Below are 23,626 nucleotides of genomic sequence, written 5' to 3' on the forward strand. Positions count from 1 at the left end.
TGAGCGGCTCGAAATGAGTCCCGTCCGCCATTGATGGTCTGCCCCTGTCCGGGTGCAGGCCCGGAACAGGAGAGAAGTGGCTGCCAAACCACGCGTACACGAGATCGCATCCGAACTCGGTGTCGACAGCAAGATCGCCCTTGAGAAGCTCAAGGAGATGGGCGAGTACGTCAAGGGACCCTCGTCGTCCATCGAACCCCCCGTCGCACGTCGCCTGAAGGCGGCGCTCGAGGCCGACGGCGCCGCGAAGGGCGCCGCACCGGCGGCCCCGGCCGCGCCCGCCAAGGCCGGGGTGAAGCCCGGCCCCAAGCCGGGCCCCAAGCCCCCCGCGGCTCCGGCCCCCGAAGCTCCGGCTCCCGCCGCGCCCGCGCCGGCCGACGCGCCGCTGACGGTCGCCGAGCGCCAGGCCCAGGCCGAGGAGAAGGCGGCGCAGGCCGCCGCCGAGAAGGCCGCTGCCGAGCAGACGGCTGCCGAGAGCACGCCCGCCCCGGCGAAGTCCGGCGATGCGGTGAAGCCCGGCGGCGCCGCGAAGCCCGGCGGCGCGGCTCCCCGCCCCGCCCCGAAGCCCGGCGCCCCGCGCCCCGGCAACAACCCGTTCTCGAGCTCGCAGGGCATGGGCTCCCGCCCCGCCCAGCCGCGCCCGGGCAACAACCCGTTCTCGAGCTCGCAGGGCATGGGCCAGCGCCCGAGCCCCGGCAACATCCCGCGGCCCCAGGCGCCGCGGCCCGGTTCGCCGCGCATCGGCGCCCCGCGTCCCGCGGGCGGAGGCCGCCCAGGCGGGTTCCAGCGTCCCGGCGGTGCCGGAGCACGTCCCGGCGGTCCCGGCGGTGCCGGTGCCGGTGCGGGCGGCGGCTTCCAGCGGCCCGGCGGCGGCTTCGGCGGCCCGCGTCCCGCGGGTGGCGGCGGTCGCGGACGTGGTCCCGGCGGCGGCACGGCCGGTGCGTTCGGTCGTGGCGGCGGCAAGTCGAAGTCGCGCAAGTCGAAGCGGACGAAGCGGGCCGAGTTCGAGATGCGGGAGGCTCCGTCGCTCGGCGGCGTGAGCGTTCCCCGCGGCGACGGCAACACCGTCATCCGTCTGCGTCGAGGCTCCTCGATCTCCGACTTCGCCGACAAGATCGACGCGAACCCCGGTTCGCTCGTGACGGTGCTGTTCCACCTCGGTGAGATGGCGACCGCGACCGAGTCGCTCGACGAGGCCACCTTCGAGGTGCTCGGCGCCGAGCTCGGCTACAAGATCCAGGTCGTCTCGCCCGAGGACGAGGACCGCGAGCTCCTCGAGGGCTTCGACATCGACCTCGACCAGGAGCTCGAGGACGAGACCGACGAGGACCTCGCGCAGCGGCCCCCGGTCGTCACCGTCATGGGCCACGTCGACCACGGTAAGACCCGACTGCTCGACGCCATCCGCAACGCGAACGTCGTCGCGGGCGAGGCCGGCGGCATCACCCAGCACATCGGTGCGTACCAGGTGCACACCGAGCACGAGGGCATCGACCGTGCGATCACCTTCATCGACACCCCGGGTCACGAGGCGTTCACCGCCATGCGTGCCCGCGGTGCGCAGGTGACCGACATCGCGATCCTCGTGGTCGCCGCCGACGACGGCATCATGCCGCAGACGATCGAGGCGCTGAACCACGCCCAGTCGGCCAACGTGCCGATCGTGGTCGCGGTGAACAAGATCGACAAGCCCGACGCCAACCCGGCGAAGGTGCGCCAGCAGCTCACCGAGTTCGGCCTCGTGGCCGAGGAGTACGGCGGCGACGTCATGTTCGTCGACGTGTCGGCTCGCGAGGGCATCGGCATCCAGGAGCTGCTCGACGCGGTCCTGCTCACCGCCGACGCCGGCCTCGACCTGCGTGCGAACCCGAACAAGGCCGCGCGCGGTGTCGCGATCGAGGCGAAGCTCGACAAGGGGCGTGGCGCCGTGGCGACCGTGCTCATCCAGTCGGGCACGCTCAAGGTCGGCGACGCGATCGTGGCCGGTACGGCCTACGGCCGCGTGCGCGCCATGGCCGACGAGAACGGCGACCCCGTGACCGCCGCGACCCCGTCGCGTCCGGTGCAGGTGCAGGGCCTCTCGAGCGTTCCGCGCGCCGGCGACACGTTCCTCGTCACCGACGAGGACCGCACCGCCCGCCAGATCGCCGAGAAGCGCGAGGCCGCCGAGCGCAACGCGCAGCTCGCCAAGGCCCGCAAGCGCATCTCGCTGGAGGACTTCACGCGTGCACTCGAAGAGGGCAAGGTCGAGGCGCTCAACCTCATCATCAAGGGCGACGTGTCGGGTGCCGTCGAGGCGCTCGAGGAGTCGCTCATGAAGATCGAGGTCGACGACTCGGTGCAGCTGCGCATCCTCCACCGCGGTGTGGGCGCGATCACCGAGAGCGACATCGACCTGGCCACGATCGACAACGCGATCGTCATCGGGTTCAACGTGCGTCCCGACGTGAAGGCGCGCGAGCGCGCCGCCCGCGAGGGCGTCGACGTGCGCTTCTACTCGGTCATCTACAACGCGATCGACGACATCGAGAACTCGCTCAAGGGCATGCTCAAGCCCGAGTACGAGGAGGTCCAGTCGGGTGTCGCCGAGATCCGCGAGGTGTTCCGCTCCTCGAAGTTCGGCAACATCGCCGGTGTCATCGTGCGCAGCGGTACCATCACGCGCAACGCGAAGGCCCGTGTCATCCGCGACGGCGTCGTGGTCGGCGACAACCTCGCCATCGAGTCGCTCCGCCGGTTCAAGGACGACGTCACCGAGGTCCGTACGGACTTCGAGGCGGGCATCGGCCTCGGCAAGTACAACGACATCCAGGTCGGCGACGAGATCGAGACCATCGAGATGCGCGAGAAGCCTCGCGTGTGACCGAACGGCCCGGGGCGGCTCGCCGCCCCGGGCTTCGCTCGGAAGGAGCACTGACCACCATGGCTGATCCGGCACGTGCCAGGAAGATGGCCGACCGCATCAAGGAGATCGTCGCCCGGCGTCTCGACAAGGGCCTTCGCGACCCGCGTCTGGGCTTCGTGACGATCACCGACGTGCGCGTCACGGGCGACCTGCAGCACGCGAGCATCTTCTACACCGTGTACGGCACGGACGAGGAGCGTCGCGACTCCGCGCTCGCGCTCAAGGCGGCCACCGGGATGCTTCGCAGCGAGGTCGGCCGCAACATCACGGCGCGGCTCACCCCGTCGCTCGAGTTCATCGCCGATGCGATCCCCGAGAACGCCGAGCACATCGAGGAGCTGCTGCGCGAGGCGCGCACGCGCGACGAGGAGACGACCGCGCTCGCGGCGACCGCCGAGTATGCGGGCGAGGCCGACCCCTACGTCAAGCCGCGCGAGCTCGACGACGAGGCGGACGACGAGTTCGACGAGGCCGAGGCGCGCTGATCGCGGGCGGCTGCCGTCCGGTCAGCCGTGCCGTGGTCCGCGCACGCCGAGCAGTGCGCCCTGCACCTCGGCGACCCGGGCGCGCAGCGCCGCGATGAAGGCGAGCACCGTCGGCTGCCGCAACGCCTCGGGGCGGCAGACCAGCCAGTAGGGGAGCCGCTCCTCGATCTCATCGGGGAACAGCCGAACGAGATCGTCGTGCCGGTCGGCGAGGAACGCGGGCAGCAGGCCGAGGCCGGCGCCGGCGCGGGTCGCGTCGACCTGGACGTACACGTTCGTGCTCGAGACGGTGTCGACCATGCCCTGCGTCGGGCGGCGCGCCTCGTCGAGCGCGTCGACCTGCAGCATCGACTCGATGAAGTAGACGAGCGGGGCGCCCGCGAGCTCGCGCGGTGAGGCCGGGGTTCCGTTCGCCGCGAGGTAGTCGCGGCTCGCGTAGAGCCCGAGCACGTAGTCGGCGACGTGGATCGCCTCGGCCTTCTGCACGTGCGGCTTGCCGACGACGACCTCGAGGTCGATGCCGACGCGCTGCTGCGTCGCACGGCGCTGCGCCGCGACGATCTCGAGCGTGACTCCGGGATGCTCGCGGCGCACCGCCACGATCGCAGGCGACGCGATGAACCCGCTGAACCCGTCGGTCGCCGAGAGCCGCACGACGCCCGTGAGGGTCGTGCCGCCGGGTCGCAGGCCGTTCATCGCCTGCTCGACGGCCTCCGCCGATGCCACGGCGTGCTCGCCGAGCGGTGTGAGCACCCACCCCGAGGCGCTGCGCGCGAGCACGCGCCCGCCGAGGGCGTTCTCGAGCGCGTCGATCCGCCGAGCCACCGTCGTGTGGTTGAGGCCGAGCTCGGCGGCGGCGAGGGTGTAACGGCCGGCCCTGGCGACCGCGAGCAGCACGAGCAGGTCGTCGGGGCTCGGTGCTGGGCGCGGGTCGGAGGCGAGGGTCATCCCTGCATGCTCGCACACCCGACCGGTGCGTGCAGGCGGCGGTTCCGCGGTTCAGGCGTCGGGCAGCGCGAGGCCGCCGTCGACCTCGACGGCGAGGCCGTCGGCGACGAGTCCCGAGACGGCGCGGTCGAGCTGGCCGCGGTCGGCCCAGACGACCGACAGCTCGTCGCGCGTCACGGGACGGTGGGCGGCGCGGAGCTCGCGCATGACGAGGCCGCGCACCTGCCGGTCGGAGCCTTCGAATCTCGCCTGCCGGGGCTTGCGCGGCCCGACGTACGGCGGATGGCCGGCGGCGCGCCACGCGCATCGATCGCGAATGGGACACGCGCCGCACTGCGGCGCGCGCGCCGTGCAGACGGTCGCCCCGAGCTCCATGGCGGCCGCGTTGAACGCCCGCGCCGCGTCATCCGCCTCGGGAAGCAGTGCGGTCATCGCGGCGAGGTCGCGCACCGTCGACGGGGGAGCGGGCTCAGCCCGGCCGTCGACGGCGCGGGCGATCACGCGCCGGGTGTTCGTGTCGACGACGGGTACGCGAACGCCGAACGCGAACGCGGCGACCGCGCGTGCCGTGTACGGGCCGACGCCCTGCAGGGCGAGGAGCGCATCGACGTCACGCGGCACCTCGCCGCCGTGCCGCTCGACGATCTCGACCGCGGCCCGGTGCAGCCACAGCGCCCGGCGCGGGTAACCGAGGCGGTCCCACGCGCGCACCGCTTCGGACGCGGGCTCCGCGGCGAGGCTCGCCGGGGTCGGCCAGCGCTCGACCCACGCCGCCCAGCGCGGGACGACCCGGTCGACCTGGGTCTGCTGCAGCATGAACTCGCTGACCAGCACGGCCCAGGGCGAGACGTCGGCGGCGCGCCACGGCAGCGGACGGGCGGCGCCGTCGAACCACGCGACGACCACGTCGGCGATCGAGGAGGCATGCGCGCGAGGCATCCCTCCAGCCTAGGGCGACCCGGACGCCCCGCGGCTATGCTCGCTCGTATGCGCCTCGTCACCACGCCTCGGGTCGCGTTCCTCCGCGAGCTCGCCGCGGAGATCGCGCAGCGGTACGGCCGCGGCCGGATGATCGTCGCCGTCGACGGTCCCGTGCAGAGCGGCAAGACCGCCCTGGCGGACGATCTCGGAGCGGTGCTCGAAGAGGCGGGGCACGCGGTGTTCCGCGCGCGCATGGAGGGGTTCCATCGTTCCCGCGCCGCACAGGACGCGTTCGGCGACGACACCGCGGAGCGCTACTACCGGTACGGCTTCGACGAGTCGGCGCTGAAGCGCGTGCTCGTCGAGCCGTTCCGCATGGCCGGCTCGACCGCGTTCGTCACGCGCGTGCTCGACCCCGCTCGCGACGCATGGGTCGAGCCGAGGTGGATCACCGGCCCCGCCGACGCCATCCTCGTGCTCGACGGGCGCTTCGTGCTGCGCGAGCGGCTCGACGACCTCTGGGACTACCGCATCGTCGTCGACGGCGAGCCGGTCGATGCCGCCGACCGGCTCGCCTACGCCGATCGCGACCCGCGCGCCGCCGCCGACGCGCTCGTCGATCTCACCGAGCCCGAGCGGCCGATCAGGCGCTGATTCGCACCTCACGAAGGCCTTCTGCGATGTACCCCGATCGGAGTACCCCGTCTTCGGGGGACATCTGTGCCGATCTGTGCCCGAAACGGTAGCGCGTCCCCCTCTTTGAGGACATAATGAACTGATTGCCCAAGCCCCCGGCAGGCAGCGAAACCCGACGCAACACCCGAGCACCACCCGAATTACCCGAACATCCCGCAGAGATCGGCGCGACCACCCGTTCGCGCCGATCGTCGCTGCGCGATCGACCCGACCCCGCGCGTGCACCGCACGCCGCCCGTCGGGTCGATCGCCCAGCGACCGCGCCCTGACGCGCTCTCCGCTCGTTCGCTCCACCCGGTTTTCGCCGCCCCCGCTGGGCCGAACCCAGGAGATATCCCGAATGAGCAAGCTCGGCGTCGGTCTGACGCACGATGCCCACGGCGACGTCCGCATGCGGAAGCGCCCCACTCACAACCCGGTGCGGCGCCTCGCCGCGGCCGTGGCCGCGCTCGCGCTCGGCGCGGGCCTCGCGCTCGTCGGCGTCGCCGCCCCCGCGTCGGCGCACCACAACACGATCACGGCCGAGGCCGTGTGTTCGACGGACGGCACGACGGCCGACATCACGTGGACCGTCGCGAACTCCGAGGATCTCCAGGAGACGATCACGAAGTCGTCCGACGAGTCGATCGTCGCGACCGGGACGACGATCCCGGCGAGCGGCGAGGTCACGTTCGTGCAGCAGGGCGCCGCGCTCGGCGAGACGCACGAGCTGAAGCTGTCGGCGAAGTGGTCGAACAACCAGAAGGCGAACAACGCCGGCGCCATCACGCTCGACAGCGCGCTCTGCGGCGACGGGGGCGGCGAGGGCGAGATGAAGGTCTGCCCGAGCTACCTCCCGAACGGGACCGACAAGATCGACACGACCGGCGACCCGAAGACCGTGACGGTCACGGCGCCCGACGGCAAGCTCATCGACTACTACTGCGTGAAGGCCGGCTCCGTCAAGAACGGCAACGGTCCGCAGATCATCGACGTCGAACCGCCGGCGAAGACGGTGACGATCACCTACCCCGGCGGCAAGGCGATCAGCCACTACTCGGTGCACTACGTCGACGAGCCCGGGCAGCCGCAGATCGTCACGATCGAGGCGGCGCCGTCGCACATCGACCTGTGCGGCATCGGCAACGACACGTTCCAGCTCCCCTCCGACACGCAGGCGATCGACTGGTCCTTCATCGGATCGGTCGCATCCGGTGAGGTCACCGTGAGCGCCGCGGCGAAGCTCGGCTACATCTTCGCCGAAGGCGCGAAGACCTCGTGGACGTTCACGTTCACCGACGAGCCGTGCGAGGAGGAGCCCGAGGTCGTCACGATCGACGTCGTTCCCACGTCGGCCGACCTCTGCGGCACCGCGAACGACGGCTACACCCTGCCGAGCGACACCGACGCCATCGCCTGGTCCGAGTCGGGCTCGGTCGCCGAGGGCGAGGTCGTGGTCACTGCGACCGCCAAGGACGGCTACCGATTCGCCGACGACGCGACGACCTCCTGGACGTTCGCCTTCACGGACGAGCCGTGCGAAGAGGAGCCCGAGGTCGGCGTCATCGAGGTCGTCCCGACCATGGTCGACCTCTGCGGCACCGCGAACGACGGCTACACGGTTCCGAGCGACACCGACGACTACAGCTGGTCGACGACCGGTTCTGTGGCCGAGGGCAAGGTCGTCGTGACCGCGACCCCGGCCGAGGGCTACGTCTTCGAAGAGGGTTCGCAGAGCGAATGGACGTTCGTCTTCACGAACGAGCCGTGCGCCGAGCAGCCCGAGGTCGTCACGATCGAGATCGGGCCGCGGTCCGTGGACGCGTGCGGCACGGCGAACGACGGCCACTACCTCCCCGAAGACACCGACGCCATCACCTGGAACGTGACCTCGGTCGAGCCCGGCGTGGTGACCGTCACCGCGACCGCCAACCCCGGCTACGTCTTCGCCGAGGGCGTGCAGACGAGCTGGACGTTCACCTACACCGACGAGCCCTGCCGCGCCACGCTCGAGGGCTCGGTCGCGACGGGGGTCTGCGAGGCGAACGCGCCGTGGATCTTCTTCACCGTGCAGCTCGACGACCCCGACGGCACCGTGCAGAACCGTGCCGTGCAGCTGGTGCTGAGCGACGGAACGAACACCGAGACGCTCGAACTGGGCGAACTCGATGAGGACGGCACCCTCGAGGGCCGCACGCTGTGGCCGGGCGCCTCGGTCGACGACGAGGGCAACGCCGACGGCTGGCCCGGCTGGGAGCAGCTCGAGGACGGGACGTGGGCCGAGACCGACGGCAACTTCGCCTGGACCCGCGACCTCACGAGCGCCACGCTCGTCGTGAACCCCGAACTCTCGGTCGCGCTCAGCTACCCGCCGGCGACGCCGGACTGCGTGGCCGCTCCGCCGGTGCCCGAGACCCCGGGCGAGCCCGGTGGCGAGGGCGAGGCGCCGTCGACCCCGACCGCGTCCGGTGGCTCCGACCTCGCCGAGACCGGCTTCGCCGGCACCTCGATCGCGATCGTCGCGGGAGTGATCGTGCTCGCGGGCGCCGCCTTCGTGGTCGTCGCACGCCTGCGCCGCAAGAAGGCCTGAGGCCCGAGCGGCGCTGATCAGGCGCACTGAAGGAGGGGGTCCGGTTCGCCGGGCCCCCTTCGTCGTCGCTCGGACCGGGCGGGCTGCCTCGGGCGGCAGGCGCCCGAGGCATCCGCGTCAGACGGGCACTGCCGCGAGCACGCGCTCGTCGGGAAGGGGAGCGCCCGCCGCCTCGACCTCGTGCACGAGTGCCGTGAGCGCTCGACTCACGGGCGCGTCGCGGCCGACGGCGGCCGCCTCGCGCACGACGGCGCCGTTGAGGAAGTCGATCTCCGTCGGCTGCCCGCGACGTACGCTCTGCTGGGTGGAGCCGAGGTTCGGCACCGAACCCATGCGCACGCGCATGAGCCACGGCAGCACCTGCCCGAGTGCGAGCGGCAGCCGGGCGAAGAGCCGCAGCCGCCGGTCGCCCAACCCTTGGAGTGAACCGAACCGCACGCCGCGTGCGATGCCGACGCGCACCGTCTCCCGCATCGACGCGGCGACCACCCGGCGCAGCCTGCGATCGTCGATGACCGCCTGCACGCTGCGGCCGACGATGGCGGGCACCGCGTTGACCATGTTCACGACGAGCTTCGTCCACTGGGCGCCTCGGAATCCGGCGATCGCGACGACCGGCACGGCGTCGGAGAGGATGCGCGCCAGGCGAACCGACTCGGCGTCGGGTTCTCCGTCGCCGCGGCCGAGGTAGCTCGTCGCCGGCGTCGTCACCCGCACGACCCCCGGCTCGGTGTAGTTCGCCGCGATGATCGAGAGCAGGCCGACGCACATCGACGCCGGGAGCAGGCGCTCCGCCGTCGCGACGCCGTCGAGGCCGTTCTGCACGACGACGACGGGGACGCCGTCGACGAGCGCCGCATTGGCCTCGATGGCCGCGGCCGCGTCCTGCGCCTTCGTGCAGACGAGCACCAGATCCGGGCGCACCGACAGCGTCTCGGCGGCCGCGACGCGCACGTGCGCATCACCGTATCCGCCGCTCAGCCGGATCCCGTGCTCCCGGATCGCCGCGAGCCCCGCGCCCCGCGCGGTGACCTCGACGTCGTGTCCCGCCCTGGCGAGCAGCGCCGCGAACGTCCCGCCGAGCGCGCCCGCGCCGATGATGCCGATCTTCACGGCATCCAGCGTAGGGCCGCGGACCTCGTCGGCCCGCCGGGCGGCGCGGCCGCCCCGTCGGCCGCGGCCGTCCCGGCTGTTAGCCTTTAGGGCGTGAACAGCGGCATCCTCCTCGTCGACAAGCCGCAGGGAATCACCAGCCACGACGTGGTCGCCCGCATGCGCCGGCTCGCCGGCACCCGCAAGATCGGGCACGCGGGCACGCTCGACCCCATGGCGACCGGCCTGCTCGTGCTCGGCGTCGACAGTGCCACCCGGCTGCTGCACTACCTCGTGGGCCTCGACAAGGAGTACTTCGCGACGGTGCGCCTCGGCTTCGGCACGACGACCGACGACGCCGAGGGCGACCCGCTGCCGCGAACGCCGGAGGGCGATGCCGTCGTCGCGGCGCTCTCCGAGGCCGGCGACGGCGGCGCCGAGGAGATCCGCACCGCCATGCACGCCTTCACGGGCGAGATCGACCAGGTGCCGAGCTCCGTGAGCGCCGTCAAGATCGACGGCAAGCGCGCCTACCAGCGGGTGCGCGACGGCGAGACGGTCGAGATCACGCCCCGCCGGGTGACGGTGTCGGCCTACGACCTGCTCGCGGCCCGGCCCGCGGGCGACGGATGCCTCGACCTCGACGTGCGCGTCGAATGCTCCTCCGGGACCTACGTGCGGGCGCTCGCCCGCGACCTGGGCGCTGTGCTCGGCACTGCGGCCCACCTCACCGCGCTGCGACGCAGCCGCATCGGCCGATTCGCGGTGGACGAAGCCGGAACGCTCGAGGGATTCGACGTCGCGGAACGGCTCATCGCCCCCGCCGACGCGGCCCGGCGCGCCCTCCCGGTCCTCGACATCACCGACGGCGAGGCCGTCGACCTCGGCCACGGCAAGCGCATCGCCGCGGGGGCCACTGCCGCCGAGTCATCCGAAGCCGTCGCCGCGATCGCGCCGGGCGACCGCCTCGTCGCGATCGTCGAGCGCCGCGGCGCGCAGTGGAAGGTCGTCACCGGATTCCCGCAGGAGCAGAGCGCATGATCGACTGGTTCACCTGGCTGCAGCTCGCGGTCGCCGTCGCAGCCGGCCTGCTGTGCCTCGCGCTCGGCCTCGCCGGACGCAAGCCCAGCGACCTCAGCCTGGGATCGGTCGCGGTCGTCGAGGTGCTGCTCGTGGCGCAGGTCGTGATCGCGATCGTCGCGCCGCTCGTCGGCAACGCACCGACCGGGAGCGCCCTCGAGTTCTGGGTGTACCTCGTTGCGGCCGCACTCGTGCCGCCCGCCGCCGCCTTCTGGGCACTGCTGGAACCGAACCGGTGGTCGACGGTCGTGCTCGGCGTGGCGGCGCTCGCGGTCGCCGTGATGGTCTATCGCATGTACCAGATCTGGACCGTGCAGGGCATCTGAGGTCCTGTGCTTCTGAGAGAATCGAACGTCATGGAACGACTGCAGAGCGCCCCCTCCCCGACCGGACCGGCCGGCACCCGCACCCGCATGAGCGGCGTCGGTCGCGTGCTCGTCGCCGTCTACGGGGTGCTCGCCCTCGCGGCGCTCGGCCGGTCGTTCGTGCAGATCGTGTCCAAGTTCGACGAGGCCCCGCTCGCGTACGCGCTCTCGGCGCTGGCGGCGGCCGTCTACGTGGTCGCGACCATCGCGCTCGTGCGGCCGGGGCGGGCCTGGTACCGCGTCGCCTGGGTGACGCTCACCTTCGAGCTCACCGGCGTGCTCGTCGTCGGCGCGCTGAGCATCATCGATCCGGCCCTCTTCCCGCACGACACCGTGTGGTCGTGGTTCGGGCGCGGGTACCTGTTCATCCCGCTCGTGCTGCCCGTGCTCGGCATGTGGTGGCTCGCGAAGCACCGGCCGGTCGAGGCGGGCGCCGCGTGAAGACCTTCAAGGGACTCGATGCGGTGCCGCACGGCTTCGGGCCGACGGCGGTCACGATCGGCAAGTTCGACGGCGTGCACCGCGGCCACCGCGAGATCATCGCGCGGCTGCGCACGATCGCCGAAGCGCAGGACCTGGCGACGGCGGTCGTCACCTTCGACCGCAACCCGCTCGCGCTCCTCGCGCCCGACAAGTGCCCCGAGTCGCTCGTGAGCAACCGGCAGAAGCTCGAGCTGCTCGCGACGACGGGCCTCGACGCCACCGTGCTGCTGCCGTTCGATCGTGCGCTGGCGTCGGTGCCGGCGACGGAGTTCGTCGAGCGGGTGCTCGTCGACACCCTGCACGCGAAGGCCGTGCTGGTCGGCCGCGACTTCCGCTACGGCGCCCGCGGCGCGGGCGACGTGGCGCTCCTCGCCGACCTCGGCGCGACGTTCGGGTTCACGGTCGAGGTCGTCGACGACGTCGCCCCCGACGGAGAACGTCGCGTCTCGTCGAGCTGGGTGCGCGAGCTCCTCGCCGAGGGCGACGTGCGCCGCGCGACCGAGCTCCTCGGCCACACGCCGACCGTCTCGGGCATCGTCGTGCACGGCGCCGCCCGCGGGCGCGAGCTCGGGTTCCCGACCGCGAACCTGACGCCCGAGTCGGAGGGGCTCATCCCGGCCGACGGCGTATACGCGGGCTGGCTCACCGACGCCGGCACGCGCTATCCGGCGGCGATCTCGGTCGGTGACAACCCGACCTTCGAGGGCGTGCCGAAGAAGCAGGTCGAGGCGTACGTGCTCGACCGCGAGCTCGACCTCTACGACCACGTCGTCGACGTCGAGTTCGTCGAGCGGATCCGTGGGATGGTCGCGTTCACGACCATCCCGGCGCTGATCGACACCATCCGCGACGACGTCGAGCGCACGCGCGGCATCCTCGGCCTGTGACCGGTGCCGCACGGCCGCTCTGGGCGGGACGCGCCCTCGCCCTGATCGGCATCGCGCTCGTCGCGTTCAACCTGCGCACCGGCGTCGCGTCGCTCTCGCCGATCATCGTACGGGTCGAGCACGAGATCGCGTTGGCGCCCGTCGTCGTGGGCCTGCTCGGCATGCTGCCGCCGCTCTGCTTCGCCGTGTTCGGCATCGCGACGCCCCCGCTCGCGAAGCGCTTCGGGCTCGAGCCGCTGCTCGTCGGCGCGCTCATCGCCCTCACGGCGGGTCTCGCCTGGCGCGGTCTCGCCGACTCGGCGCTCGCCCTCGTCGCGGCCGGAGCCGTGATCTTCGCCACGACCGGAATCGGCAACGTGCTGCTTCCGCCGCTCGTGAAGCGGTACTTCCCCGATCGCATCGGACTCGTGACGACGATCTACGTGACGGCGATGTCGATCAGCACGTTCGTTCCGCCCCTCGTCGCGGTGCCGGTCGCGGATGCGGCGGGCTGGCGCGTCTCGATCGGCGCCTGGGCCCTCGTGGCGGTCGTCTCGGTCGTGCCCTGGATCGCGCTGCTCGTGCACCCGAAGCGGGACGCCCGCGACGCGCTCCCGGAGGAGCCGGCCGCGGGCGGTCTCGGGCGCGTCGTGCGTTCCCCCGTCGCGTGGGCGCTCGCCGTCATCTTCATCGTGAGCTCGTTCAACGCCTACTCGGCATTCGCCTGGCTGCCCCGGGTGCTCGTCGACATCGCGGGTGTGACGCCGGCGCAGGCCGGCGCCCTGCTGTCGCTGTACGCGGCGATGGGGCTGCCGGCGGGCATCGTCGTGCCGATCGTCGCGGCCCGGTACGGCCGGGTCCGCCTGCTCGTCGCGGTGTCGATGGCGGCCTTCGTGCTCGGCTACCTCGGGCTGCTGCTCGCGCCCGAGACGGCCACCTGGCTCTGGGTGGCGCTCGCGGGGATCGGTCCGCTGATGTTCCCGCTCGCACTCGTGCTCATCAACCTGCGTTCGCGCACCCACGCCGGCGCGGTCGCGCTGTCGGGCTTCGTGCAGTCGATCGGGTATCTCGTGGCCGCCGCGGGGCCGCTGCTGGTCGGCTTCGTGCACGCGACGACGGGCGACTGGACGGTGCCGATCATCCTGCTGCTCCTGTCGATCGTGCCCGGTGCGATCGCGGGCGTCGTCGCCGCGAAGCCGCGCTACGTCGAGGACACCGGCCCGCGCTGACCGCCCGCACGGCGGCCGAGCGGCGCCGGCGGTCGGGAACCCCCCTCACGCTCCTGCGGTGCCACGCGCCGACGGCAGCTGAACCCGTGCCCGGGAGACGGCGTCCGGGGGCGCGTCGGGCATGCTCGACGCGCCGCGAACCGGTGCGGCGTCAGACGACGAGGTCGGGACGGTGCACGAGCGCGGCCGCGCCGATGAGCGGGCCCTCGTCGGAGAGGCCCGAGGGCACGATGTCGACCCTGGTCGCGAAGCTGAACGCGGTGCGCTCGGCGACGGCGGCGCGGGCATGGTCGAACAGCACGGGGGACACCCGGGAGAAGCCGCCGCCGATCGCGACGAGATCGAGGTCGAGCAGGTTCGTCGCCGAGGCGATCGCCTGGCCGATCGCTCGGCCCGAGCGTTCGACGGCGGCGATGGCGACCGCATCGCCAGCCGCGTGGGCGCGGGCGAGATCTTCGCCCGTGGTGCCCTGGAAGCCCTGCGAGCGCGCCCAGGACACGGTTCGCGGACCGGATGCGACGGCCTCGAGGCAGCCGCGGCCGCCGCACGCGCACCGGTCGTCGAAGCCGCCGACCTCGATGTGGCCGATGTGGCCGCCGTTGCCGGTCGGGCTCGCGACGGCGCGACCGCCGATCACGATGCCGCCGCCGACTCCGGTCGAGACGACCATTCCGAGCAGGTTCTCGGCCTGCTGGCCCGCGCCGACCCAGTGCTCGGCGAGGGCGATGCACAGCCCGTCGATGCGGAGGGTGACGGGAACGCCCGGCACCGCCTCGACGAGCAGGTCGCGCAGCGGGTGCCCGCGCCAGGCCGGCACGTTCAGCGGCGACACGCGACCGGTCGCCACATCGATGGGCCCGGCCGACCCTGCGCCGACGCCGACGAGCCCGGCATCGCCCGGCAGGGAGGCGAGGGCGTCCGCCACGACCGCGCGCACGGCGTCGTCGAGTTCGGCCGCTGCGGCGGTCGGGCCGGTGGGGCGGCGGTGGCGGGAGCCGGGCAGGAGGCGGCCGGTCTCGTCGACGAGGGCGGCTTCGACCTTGGTGCCGCCGAAGTCCACGGCGAGCGCGAGGGGCGTGGGCATTGCACCAGCATAGGCGCGCAGCATCCGTGCCCGGAATGCTCATATGAGCAGGAAGGCCCGCGAGTGTTGCCGCTGAGCACCGCGCTGCCTACGCTGGGAGGGAGGCGGACGGAGGCGCATGGACGAGATCGACGAACTCCTCTCGATCAGGGCGGCCGAGCTCTACTACGAGGAGAACAAGACGCAGGACGAGATCGGGCAGGCACTGAACCTCACCCGGTGGAAGGTCGGTCGACTTCTCGCGCAGGCGAAGCACCGGGGGTTCATCCGCATCGAGATCGTGCACCCGCGCGCGAGGCGTCTCCCGATCGAGCGACGCCTGCGCGACGAGCGCGGCCTCGACGACGCGATCGTCGTGTCGTCAGCCGGCGTCGCATCGATCGAAGAACTGCAGGCCCGCACGGCCCAGGCGGCCGCCGACTACCTCACCGCGCTCCGGCCCGTTCCGCGCACCCTCGGCGTGAGCTGGGGGCGCACCCTGTTCGAGATCTCGCAGCACCTGCGCAACGGCTGGGCCACCGGCGTGAACGTCGTGCAGATCAACGGCGGTGTGAGCCTCAACCGTCGCGCGGGCACCGCCGCGGCGACGGCGGTCTCGATCGCGCAGAAGGGCGGCGGCCAGGCGACGCTCCTGCCGAGCCCCGCGATCCTCGAGCGGCTCGAGACGAAAGAGGCGATCGAGTCCGACCGCGTCGTCGCCGGAGTGATCGAGCTCGCCAGGTCGGCCGACGCGTACCTCTTCAGCGCCGGCGCGGCCGACCACAACTCCGTGCACGTCGAGAGCGGCTACCTGTCGCCGACCGACGTCGACCTGCTCGTCGCCAAGGGTGCGGTGGGCGACGTCGTGGGGCGCTACATCGACTCCGACGGCAACATCGTCGACCCGGCGCTCGACGCGCGCACGGTCGGGCTCACGCTCGACGAACTCCGCGCCGCACGGCTCGCGATCGCGGTGGTGGCCGGCCCGGCCAAGCACGCCGTGGCCGACGCCGTCGTGCGCAGCGGCCTCTGCTCGGTGCTCGTCACCGACGAGGCGACCGCACTCCATCTCCTCGACGGCTGACGCCGTCCACCCATGAACGAAAGCCAGGTCACCCCCATGTCAGCTCCGGTCAACCCCGGCACCGCGCTCGTCACCGCGCGCGAGCGAGCGCTCGCCGTGCTCGGCGGCGAGCCCGACGACCAGACCCTGGGCCGCTACCTCCACGGCATCCCCGGGGTCGACGCGGTCGGGCTCGAGCAGCGCGCCGCCGCCCTCGGCACCCGGTCGATCAAGACGACCTCGAAGCGCTGGGCGCTCGACAAGATCATCTCGCTCATCGACCTCACGACGCTCGAGGGCGCCGACACCCCGGGCAAGGTGCGCTCGCTCGTCGCGAAGGCGATGAACCCCGACCCGGCCGACCCCACGGTGCCGCGCGTCGCCGCGGTGTGCGTGTACGGCGACATGGTGCCGTTCGCGATCGAGGCCCTCGGCGCCGCGCACGGCGACCCCGACGACGGGCTCATCTCGGTCGCCGCGGTCGCGACCGCCTTCCCGTCGGGCCGCTCGTCGCTCGAGATCAAGCTCGCCGACACCGCCGAGGCGGTCGCCGCGGGCGCCGACGAGATCGACATGGTGATCGACCGCGGCGCCTTCCTCGCCGGCCGATACGGCGAGGTCTTCGACCAGATCGCGGCCGTGAAGGAGGCCTGCCGTCGCCCCGACGGCACGAGCGCGAGCCTCAAGGTGATCCTCGAGACGGGTGAGCTCGTGACGTACGACAACGTGCGTCGCGCGTCGTGGCTCGCGATCCTCGCGGGCGGCGACTTCATCAAGACCTCGACCGGCAAGGTGGCCCCGGCGGCGACGCTGCCGGTGACGCTGCTCATGCTCGAGGTCGTGCGCGACTGGCACCGCCTCACCGGCCACCGCGTCGGCGTGAAGCCGGCGGGCGGCATCCGCTCCTCGAAGGACGCGATCAAGTACCTCGTCACGGTCGCCGAGACCGTCGGCGAGGAGTGGCTCGTGCCGCACCTGTTCCGCTTCGGCGCCTCGAGCCTCCTCAACGACGTGCTGCTGCAGCGGCAGAAGATGACCTCCGGGCACTACTCGGGCGCCGACTACGTGACGATCGACTGACTGGACTGAACATGAGCTTCCTCGACTACGCGCCGGCCCCCGAGTCGCGCGCGATCCTGTCCCTCCGCGACAGCTACGGCCTCTTCATCGACGGCGAGTTCGTCGACGGCCGCGGTACTCCCTTCCAGACCATCTCGCCCTCGAGCGAAGAACGCATCGCCATGATCGCGAACGCGAACGAGGCCGACATCGACGACGCGGTCGCCGCGGCCCGTCGCGCCTACGACCGGGTCTGGTCGAAGATGAGCGGCCGCGACCGCGGCAAGTACCTCTTCCGCATCGCGCGCCTCGTTCAGGAGCGAGCCCGCGAGCTGGCCGTCGCCGAGTCGCTCGACAACGGCAAGCCCATCAAGGAGTCGCGCGACGTCGACGTGCCGCTCGTCGCCGCCTGGTTCTTCTACTACGCGGGCTGGGCCGACAAGCTCGACCACGCCGGTCTCGGCGCCGATCCGCGTTCGCTGGGCGTCGCCGCGCAGGTGATCCCGTGGAACTTCCCGCTGCTCATGCTCGCGTGGAAGATCGCGCCGGCGCTCGCCGCCGGCAACACGGTCGTGCTGAAGCCGGCCGAGACGACGCCGCTCACGGCGCTCATCTTCGCGGAGATCCTGCAGCAGGCCGACCTGCCCGCGGGCGTCGTGAACATCGTCACGGGCGCGGGCGACACGGGCGCGGCGCTCGTCGCCCACGAGGGCGTCGACAAGGTCGCCTTCACGGGGTCGACCGCAGTCGGCCGCGCCATCGCGAAGCAGATCGCCGGCACCGACAAGCGCGCGACCCTCGAGCTCGGCGGCAAGGCCGCGAACATCGTCTTCGACGACGCGCCGATCGACCAGGCGATCGAGGGCATCGTCAACGGCATCTTCTTCAACCAGGGCCACGTCTGCTGCGCCGGCAGCCGCCTGCTCGTGCAGGAGAACATCCACGACGAGGTCGTGGAGCGGCTGAAGACCCGCCTCTCGACGCTGCGCCTCGGCGACCCGCTCGACAAGAACACCGACATCGGCGCCATCAACTCGCGCGAGCAGCTCGACCGCATCCGCGCGCTGAGCGACGCGGGCGTCGAGGAGGGCGCCGAGCGCTGGAGCGTTCCGTGCGAGATCCCCGAGAACGGGTTCTGGTACGCGCCGACCATCTTCACGAACGTGCAGACCTCGAGCCGCATCGCGCGAGAGGAGATCTTCGGTCCGGTGCTCTCGGTGCTGACCTTCCGCACGCCGCAGGAGGCGATCGCGAAGGCCAACAACACGCCGTACGGCCTGTCGGCGGGCATCTGGACCGACAAGGGCAGTCGCATCCTCGCGGTCGCCGACCAGTTGCGCGCGGGCGTGATCTGGGCGAACACGTTCAACCGCTTCGACCCGAGCTCGCCCTTCGGCGGCTACAAGGAGTCGGGCTACGGTCGCGAGGGCGGCCGGCACGGCCTCGCCGCCTACCTGTCGCCCGCCCCGATCGGCCGTTCGGCCGCGCAGGTCACGGCCGGCCGGTCGGGCGCGCAGCGCCGCATCGAGGGCGCGGATGCCTCGGCCGAGGCATCCGCGTCGAAGCCGAAGCCGCGCGCTCGACGAGCGGGCGCCGCGAAGAAGGGAGCCGCGAAGTGAGCCGCCTCGCCGTGCCGAAGACGTACAAGCTCTACATCGGCGGCGCGTTCCCGCGCAGCGAGTCGGGGCGCACCTACGAGGTGGTCGCGGCCGACGGCCGCTTCCTCGCGAATGCCGCGAAGGCGTCGCGGAAGGACGCGCGCGACGCGGTCGTCGCCGCACGCGGCGCCGTCGCCGGCTGGGCGGGCGCGACCGCGTACAACCGCGGCCAGGTGCTGTACCGCATCGCCGAGGTGCTCGAGGGCCGTCGCGCCCAGTTCGCCGCCGAGATCGAGGAGGCCGAGGGCGTCTCCCGCGCCGTCGCCGCCGCGCAGGTCGACGAGGCGATCGACCGCTGGGTCTGGTACGCCGGCTGGGCCGACAAGTTCGCCCAGGTCGCGGGCAACGCGAACCCGGTCGCGGGCCCGTACTTCAACATCTCGGTGCCCGAGCCGAGCGGTGTCATCGCGATCATCGCACCGCAGGACTCGTCGCTCGTCGGCTTCGTCTCGGCGCTCGCGCCGGCGCTGGTGGCGGGCAACTCCGTCGTGATCGTGGCGAGCGAGCGCTTCCCGCTGTCGTCGATCAGCCTCGCCGAGGTGCTCGCCACGAGCGACGTGCCGAAGGGCGTCGTGAACGTGCTCACCGGCTCGCCCGCCGAGATCGCGCCATGGCTCGCGAGCCACGCCGACGTCAACGCGATCGACCTCGTCGGCGCGGGCGGGCTCGACTGGGTCTCGCTCGAGATCGACGCGGCCGACACGCTCAAGCGCGTGCTGCGTCCCGAGAACGGGCCGGATGCCGCGGCTCCCGCCCTCGGCCGCATCACGGCATTCACCGAGACGAAGACCGTCTGGCACACGAAGAGCCTGCGCTAGGCGGCGCGCGATGTCGGGCCGGCGAGGCGCGTCGGACGAGCGGGGTCGACTCGTCTCCGACCCGTTCGAGTACCGCGTCGCGAAGGACGGCGCGGTCCTCGTGTCGCGCGGCGGCCGCGTCGTCGTGACGGTCGGCGGCTCGACCGCGGCCCGGCTCACGGCCGGGCTCGAGCGAGCCGAGGCCGCAGGCGACGACATCGCGGCGCAGCACCTGCTCGCCCGGGTCACCGGCAACTACCGCCGAGGCAACGAGCGGCGGTGACGGGTGCGCCGCGGTCGCGCTCGGCGGCCGCCGCCGATCTCCCGCGCACGAGCGCGTCGATGCAGGCGACCGTGCCGGCGGAGGGGTGAGTCCGCTCGCCGACCGGCCCGTTGCGCGGTGGTGCGCGTGCGGCCGCGGCATGCGCGCGGCACGAGGCATCCTCGGCCGAATCGCATGGTAACGAAACGGTAACGGTGGTGCTAAAGTTTCCTGCACCGGTCGCCCGACGAAGCGTGATCGGTGGAAAGGCCCGAACCCGTGACGCACGCCTCGCGTGCGGTCGCCCCGACGACCGCACGTCGGCGGCCGAGTGCCGCCGCACCCGCGACCCCGACCCGATTCCGATTCATCGCCGCCCTCGCCCACCCGCCCCGACGTACGCTCCGCGCCGTCCTCGCGGCGGTCGCCGTGGCGGTCATGGCGACGGTGCTGTTCATCGCCCAGTCGCCGCCCGTCGTCTACGCGATCGACGTGTTCGGCGCGCTCCGCCAGCCCGGCGAGCCGGCGTTCACCGTCGGGCATCGCGGTGATCGGGCGACCGCGCCCGAGAACACGATGCCCTCGCTCGAGCTCGCGATGGACGAACTCGAATTCGTCGAGACCGATGTGCAGCTCAGCCGAGACGGCGTGCCGGTGCTCTTCCACGACACGACCCTCGAGCGCATCACCGGCGACCGTCGCAGCGTCGGCGATCTCGACCTCGACGAGCTCGAACGCCTCGACGTCGGCGGTTGGTACGCGCCCGAGTACGCCGGCGCGAAGATCCCGACCCTCGATGCGTTCCTCGCGGAGCTCGCCTCGCGCGACCAGGCCCGGGCGCTCGTCGAACTCAAGGCCGACTGGAGGCCCGACGAGGTGCGGCTCGTGACCGACCTCGTCGAGCGTCACGGCCTGCGCGGCCGGGTCGTGTTCCAGAGCTTCAGCATCGAGACGCTGACCTCGCTCCAGGCCGCAGCGCCAACGCTGCCGCGCATCATGCTCATCCGCGAGCTGCCGGCGAACCCGGTGCCGCTCGCCGAGCACCTCGGGCTCATCGGGTTCGCCACGACCGTCGACTCCGTCACGGCCGTGCCGGGGGCGCTCGAGCGTGCGCACGAGGCCGGGATCGCCGTGCTCTGCTACACGCTCAACAAGCTCGAGCACTGGGAGGCGGTGAATGCGCTCGGGGTCGACGGCATCATCACCGATGAGCCGAGCGAGCTCGACGCCTGGCTCGCCGAGACCGCGCCCGGCACCTGAGGTCGAGTCGGGCCGGTGGCGCTCGGCGGCAGCGCTCGCACCCGCGGCGGGATCGCGGTGCGAGCGTTCAGCCGCGGTTGGAGAGCTCGAAGATGCGCACGAGCTCGGCGACCGCCGCCTCGCGCTCGTCGCCGCCCGCCTCGTACTGGTGGGTGACGTGCGTGCGCAGGTGGTTCTCGACCAGCAGCTTGTTGAGGGACCCGAGCGACTTCTGCACGGCGAGCGACAGGGTGATGATGTCGACGCAGTAGTCGTCGTTCTCGATCATCTTCTCGATGCCGCGCAGCTGGCCCTCGATGATCTTCGTGCGGTGCAGGGCGCGCTTCTTGATGTCCTCGATCACCATCTCAGGATAGCGCGTTTGCACCCGATACCCCTAGGGGGTATATTCGAGCCCATGACCACGCTCGACGACTCCCAGGTGCGCACGATCGACCTCGACATCGAGGGTATGACCTGTGCGAGCTGCGTGGGGCGCGTCGAGAAGCGCCTCGGCCGGCTCGACGGCGTCGAGGCCGCCGTCAACCTCGCGACCGAGCGGGCACGCGTGCGATTCCCGTCGACGACCTCGATCGACGCGCTCGTCGACGCGGTTCGACAGGCGGGCTATACGGCGACCCCGGTCGAGCGCGATGCGGGGCGGGATGCCGCGGCGCCGGCGCGGACGGGGGAGTCGCCGATCGCGGCCGAAGGGCCCCGCACGTCCACCGCGACGCGCTCGCCCCGAACGGCGGAGGCGCCGGCGCGCGGCGCCGGCGCCGAGACATCCATCGCGGACGACCCGCTGCGCACCCGGCTGATCGTCTCTGCGGTGCTCACGGTGCCGGTCGTCGCGATCGCGATGATCCCGGCGCTGCAGTTCACCTACTGGCAGTGGCTGTCGCTCGCGCTCGCCGCACCGGTCGTCGTGTGGGGCGGCTGGCCGTTCCACCGCGCCGCCTGGGTGAACCTGCGGCACGGCTCGCTCACGATGGACACCCTGGTCTCGCTCGGCACGCTCACGGCGTTCGCCTGGTCGCTGTGGGCGCTCTTCCTCGGGCACGCCGGCATGCCCGGCATGACGCACGAGTGGACCTTCGGCGTGCGGGGCACGCCCGGCGGCGACGTGTACCTCGAGGTCGCGGCGGGCGTGATCACGATCATCCTGCTCGGGCGGTACATCGAGGCGCGCTCGAAGCGCCGCGCCGGCCGCGCGCTGCGCACCCTGCTCGAACTCGCCCCGCGCGAGGTGACCGTGCTGCGCGGTGCGGCCGGCGCGGCGGTCGAGACCCGCGTGCCGATCGCCGACCTCCACCCCGGCGACCGCTTCGTCGTGCGCCCGGGCGAGCGCATCGCCGCCGACGGCACCGTCGTCGACGGCGAGGCGAGTGTCGACGAGTCGATGCTCACGGGGGAGCCCGCGCCGGTCGACGCCGCGCCTGGCAGCGAGGTCACGGCGGCGACCATCGTGCACGGCGGCAGCCTCGTCGTCGAGGCGTCGCGGGTCGGCGCCGACACCCGGCTCGCCCAGATCGCCCGCCTCGTCGAAGACGCGCAGCTCGGCAAGTCGCGCGCGCAACGGCTCGCCGACCGCATCTCCGCCGTGTTCGTGCCGATCGTGATCGCGATCGCCCTCGGCACCGCGATCGCGTGGATCGCGACCGGCAGCCCGGTCGAACAGGCGATCACCGCCGCCGTCGCCGTGCTCGTCATCGCGTGCCCGTGCGCGCTCGGACTCGCGACGCCCATGGCGATCCTCGTCGGAACGGGACGCGGGGCGGAGCGCGGCATCCTCATCACGGGGCCTGAGACCCTCGACCGCATCGCCGGCATCGACACGATCCTGCTCGACAAGACCGGCACGCTCACGACCGGGCGCATGCGGCTCGGCGAGGTCGTGACGGCCGGGTCCGTCGTCGTCGCCGCCGGCGGAGGCGGGTCGGCCCGCATCACGGGCGACGGTGAGCGAGCGGCGGATGCTGCGACCGACGCGACGACGGCGCTCGCCGTCGCCGCCGCGCTCGAGCAGCGGTCCGAGCACCCGATCGCGCGCGCCGTCGTCGCCGGCGCCGCCGAGCGCGGCGTCTCCGTGCCCGCCGTGCGCGACTTCCGCGCCCACGCGGGCCTCGGAGTGACCGGCGTCGTCGACGGGCGGAGTGCCGCGGTCGGTCGACCGGCGTTCCTCGAGGAGTCGGGGCTGCGCCTGCCGACGGAGCTCGCGCGCCGCATCGCCGACTCCGACGCGACGGCCGTCGCCGTCGGCTGGGACGGCGAGGTGCGCGCCGTGCTCGAGGTCGGCGACGCCACCCGACCAGGCGCCCGCGCCGCGATCGACCGGCTGCGGGGCCAGGGGCTGACCCCGGTGCTCCTCACGGGCGACGCCGAACGACCCGCCCGTCGCATCGCCGCAGAGCTCGGGATCGACGAGGTGCACGCCGGCGCGAGCCCCGAGGGCAAGCTCGCGGTCGTCACCGGCCTGCAGTCCGGCGGCCACAAGACGGCGATGGTCGGCGACGGCGTGAACGACGCCGCAGCGCTCGCCGCGGCCGACCTCGGCATCGCGATGGGCGGCGGCACCGACGCGGCGGCGAGCGCGAGCGACCTCGCGCTCACCCGCGACGAGCCGGGAGCCATCCCCGACGCGATCTCACTCGCGCGCGCGACGCTGGGAACGATCCGCGGCAACCTGTTCTGGGCGTTCGCCTACAACGTCGCGGCGATCCCGCTCGCCGCCGCCGGGTTCCTCAACCCGATGATCGCGGGCGCCGCGATGGCGTTCTCGAGCGTGTTCGTCGTGCTCAACAGCCTGCGGCTGCGCCGCGCCTGAGCTCCGAGCCCGGGCCGAC

The 23,626-nt window shown here is 72.6% G+C and carries 21 protein-coding genes; 16 read left to right on the plus strand and 5 right to left on the minus strand.

The window, feature by feature from the left end:
• Window positions 1–76 precede the first annotated feature (76 nt).
• Both infB and rbfA read left to right on the plus strand, forming a co-directional pair.
• Window positions 77–2,863, plus strand: coding sequence for a translation initiation factor IF-2 (gene infB, locus ACWGPE_RS13475; protein WP_231431424.1), 2,787 nt, complete (start codon window positions 77–79; stop codon window positions 2,861–2,863).
• 59 nt (window positions 2,864–2,922) lie between these two features.
• On the plus strand, window positions 2,923–3,390 hold the full coding sequence (rbfA, locus tag ACWGPE_RS13480; RefSeq protein ID WP_231431423.1) for a 30S ribosome-binding factor RbfA: 468 nt from the start codon (window positions 2,923–2,925) through the stop codon (window positions 3,388–3,390).
• A gap of 21 nt (window positions 3,391–3,411) precedes the next feature.
• Here rbfA and ACWGPE_RS13485 read toward each other — a convergent pair whose 3' ends face one another.
• A complete protein-coding gene (locus ACWGPE_RS13485; RefSeq protein ID WP_275506691.1) occupies window positions 3,412–4,338 on the minus strand; it encodes a LysR family transcriptional regulator in 927 nt (308 codons plus the stop codon).
• A 51-nt stretch (window positions 4,339–4,389) separates the two neighbouring features.
• Window positions 4,390–5,277: an HhH-GPD family protein gene (locus tag ACWGPE_RS13490; RefSeq protein ID WP_275506692.1), complete on the minus strand. Its 888-nt coding sequence runs from the start codon at window positions 5,275–5,277 to the stop codon at window positions 4,390–4,392.
• A gap of 48 nt (window positions 5,278–5,325) precedes the next feature.
• Here ACWGPE_RS13490 and ACWGPE_RS13495 point away from each other — a divergent pair, with 48 nt between their 5' ends.
• Both ACWGPE_RS13495 and ACWGPE_RS13500 read left to right on the plus strand, forming a co-directional pair.
• The gene (locus tag ACWGPE_RS13495) at window positions 5,326–5,913 is read left to right on the plus strand and encodes a hypothetical protein (RefSeq protein ID WP_452048895.1); all 588 of its coding nucleotides are present in this window, start codon (window positions 5,326–5,328) and stop codon (window positions 5,911–5,913) included.
• Window positions 5,914–6,295: 382 nt separating this feature from the next.
• Window positions 6,296–8,524, plus strand: coding sequence for an InlB B-repeat-containing protein (locus ACWGPE_RS13500; RefSeq protein ID WP_275506693.1), 2,229 nt, complete (start codon window positions 6,296–6,298; stop codon window positions 8,522–8,524).
• Window positions 8,525–8,641: 117 nt separating this feature from the next.
• On the opposite strand, the gene ACWGPE_RS13505 is transcribed toward ACWGPE_RS13500, so the two are convergent.
• Complete coding sequence (locus ACWGPE_RS13505; RefSeq protein ID WP_452048896.1) at window positions 8,642–9,637, minus strand: ketopantoate reductase family protein; 996 nt, start codon at window positions 9,635–9,637, stop codon at window positions 8,642–8,644.
• Window positions 9,638–9,730: 93 nt separating this feature from the next.
• On the opposite strand from ACWGPE_RS13505, the gene truB reads away from it, so the two are divergent.
• From truB to ACWGPE_RS13530, 5 genes are read left to right on the plus strand one after another with little or no spacing between them, the layout of a single operon-like run.
• Window positions 9,731–10,657: a tRNA pseudouridine(55) synthase TruB gene (gene truB / locus ACWGPE_RS13510; RefSeq protein ID WP_452048897.1), complete on the plus strand. Its 927-nt coding sequence runs from the start codon at window positions 9,731–9,733 to the stop codon at window positions 10,655–10,657.
• Complete coding sequence (locus tag ACWGPE_RS13515; protein ID WP_231431416.1) at window positions 10,654–11,022, plus strand: hypothetical protein; 369 nt, start codon at window positions 10,654–10,656, stop codon at window positions 11,020–11,022. Before truB ends, ACWGPE_RS13515 begins: the two co-directional genes overlap by 4 nt.
• Window positions 11,023–11,052: 30 nt before the next feature.
• On the plus strand, window positions 11,053–11,502 hold the full coding sequence (locus ACWGPE_RS13520) for a hypothetical protein (protein WP_452048898.1): 450 nt from the start codon (window positions 11,053–11,055) through the stop codon (window positions 11,500–11,502).
• Complete coding sequence (locus ACWGPE_RS13525) at window positions 11,499–12,431, plus strand: bifunctional riboflavin kinase/FAD synthetase (RefSeq protein WP_275506696.1); 933 nt, start codon at window positions 11,499–11,501, stop codon at window positions 12,429–12,431. The genes ACWGPE_RS13520 and ACWGPE_RS13525 overlap by 4 nt, the downstream gene beginning before the upstream one ends.
• Window positions 12,428–13,639, plus strand: coding sequence for an MFS transporter (locus ACWGPE_RS13530; protein WP_231431413.1), 1,212 nt, complete (start codon window positions 12,428–12,430; stop codon window positions 13,637–13,639). Before ACWGPE_RS13525 ends, ACWGPE_RS13530 begins: the two co-directional genes overlap by 4 nt.
• A gap of 151 nt (window positions 13,640–13,790) precedes the next feature.
• Here the strand turns inward: ACWGPE_RS13530 and ACWGPE_RS13535 are convergent, their stop codons facing one another.
• Window positions 13,791–14,723: an ROK family protein gene (locus tag ACWGPE_RS13535; RefSeq protein ID WP_231431412.1), complete on the minus strand. Its 933-nt coding sequence runs from the start codon at window positions 14,721–14,723 to the stop codon at window positions 13,791–13,793.
• Window positions 14,724–14,841: 118 nt separating this feature from the next.
• On the opposite strand from ACWGPE_RS13535, the gene ACWGPE_RS13540 reads away from it, so the two are divergent.
• From ACWGPE_RS13540 to ACWGPE_RS13565, 6 genes are all read left to right on the plus strand, one after another.
• Window positions 14,842–15,786 (plus strand): sugar-binding transcriptional regulator, encoded by a 945-nt coding sequence (locus ACWGPE_RS13540; protein WP_231431411.1) that lies wholly within the window; start codon window positions 14,842–14,844, stop codon window positions 15,784–15,786.
• 36 nt (window positions 15,787–15,822) lie between these two features.
• A complete protein-coding gene (gene deoC, locus ACWGPE_RS13545) occupies window positions 15,823–16,845 on the plus strand; it encodes a deoxyribose-phosphate aldolase (RefSeq protein ID WP_231431410.1) in 1,023 nt (340 codons plus the stop codon).
• Window positions 16,846–16,856: 11 nt separating this feature from the next.
• On the plus strand, window positions 16,857–18,443 hold the full coding sequence (locus ACWGPE_RS13550) for an aldehyde dehydrogenase family protein (protein WP_231431409.1): 1,587 nt from the start codon (window positions 16,857–16,859) through the stop codon (window positions 18,441–18,443).
• Window positions 18,440–19,300 carry an aldehyde dehydrogenase family protein gene (locus ACWGPE_RS13555; protein ID WP_452048899.1) on the plus strand — a complete coding sequence of 287 codons (861 nt, stop codon included), beginning with the start codon at window positions 18,440–18,442 and terminating at the stop codon, window positions 19,298–19,300. Before ACWGPE_RS13550 ends, ACWGPE_RS13555 begins: the two co-directional genes overlap by 4 nt.
• A 10-nt stretch (window positions 19,301–19,310) precedes the next feature.
• Window positions 19,311–19,562, plus strand: coding sequence for a hypothetical protein (locus ACWGPE_RS13560; RefSeq protein WP_231431407.1), 252 nt, complete (start codon window positions 19,311–19,313; stop codon window positions 19,560–19,562).
• A 258-nt stretch (window positions 19,563–19,820) separates the two neighbouring features.
• Window positions 19,821–20,801 (plus strand): glycerophosphodiester phosphodiesterase, encoded by a 981-nt coding sequence (locus ACWGPE_RS13565; RefSeq protein ID WP_231431406.1) that lies wholly within the window; start codon window positions 19,821–19,823, stop codon window positions 20,799–20,801.
• A gap of 67 nt (window positions 20,802–20,868) precedes the next feature.
• Here the strand turns inward: ACWGPE_RS13565 and ACWGPE_RS13570 are convergent, their stop codons facing one another.
• Window positions 20,869–21,144: a metal-sensitive transcriptional regulator gene (locus ACWGPE_RS13570; RefSeq protein ID WP_275506703.1), complete on the minus strand. Its 276-nt coding sequence runs from the start codon at window positions 21,142–21,144 to the stop codon at window positions 20,869–20,871.
• 54 nt (window positions 21,145–21,198) lie between these two features.
• On the opposite strand from ACWGPE_RS13570, the gene ACWGPE_RS13575 reads away from it, so the two are divergent.
• Window positions 21,199–23,607, plus strand: coding sequence for a heavy metal translocating P-type ATPase (locus tag ACWGPE_RS13575; RefSeq protein ID WP_452048900.1), 2,409 nt, complete (start codon window positions 21,199–21,201; stop codon window positions 23,605–23,607).
• The last annotated feature ends 19 nt before the right edge of the window (window positions 23,608–23,626 follow it).

It is taken from the genome of Agromyces sp. NPDC055658 (assembly GCF_053618155.1).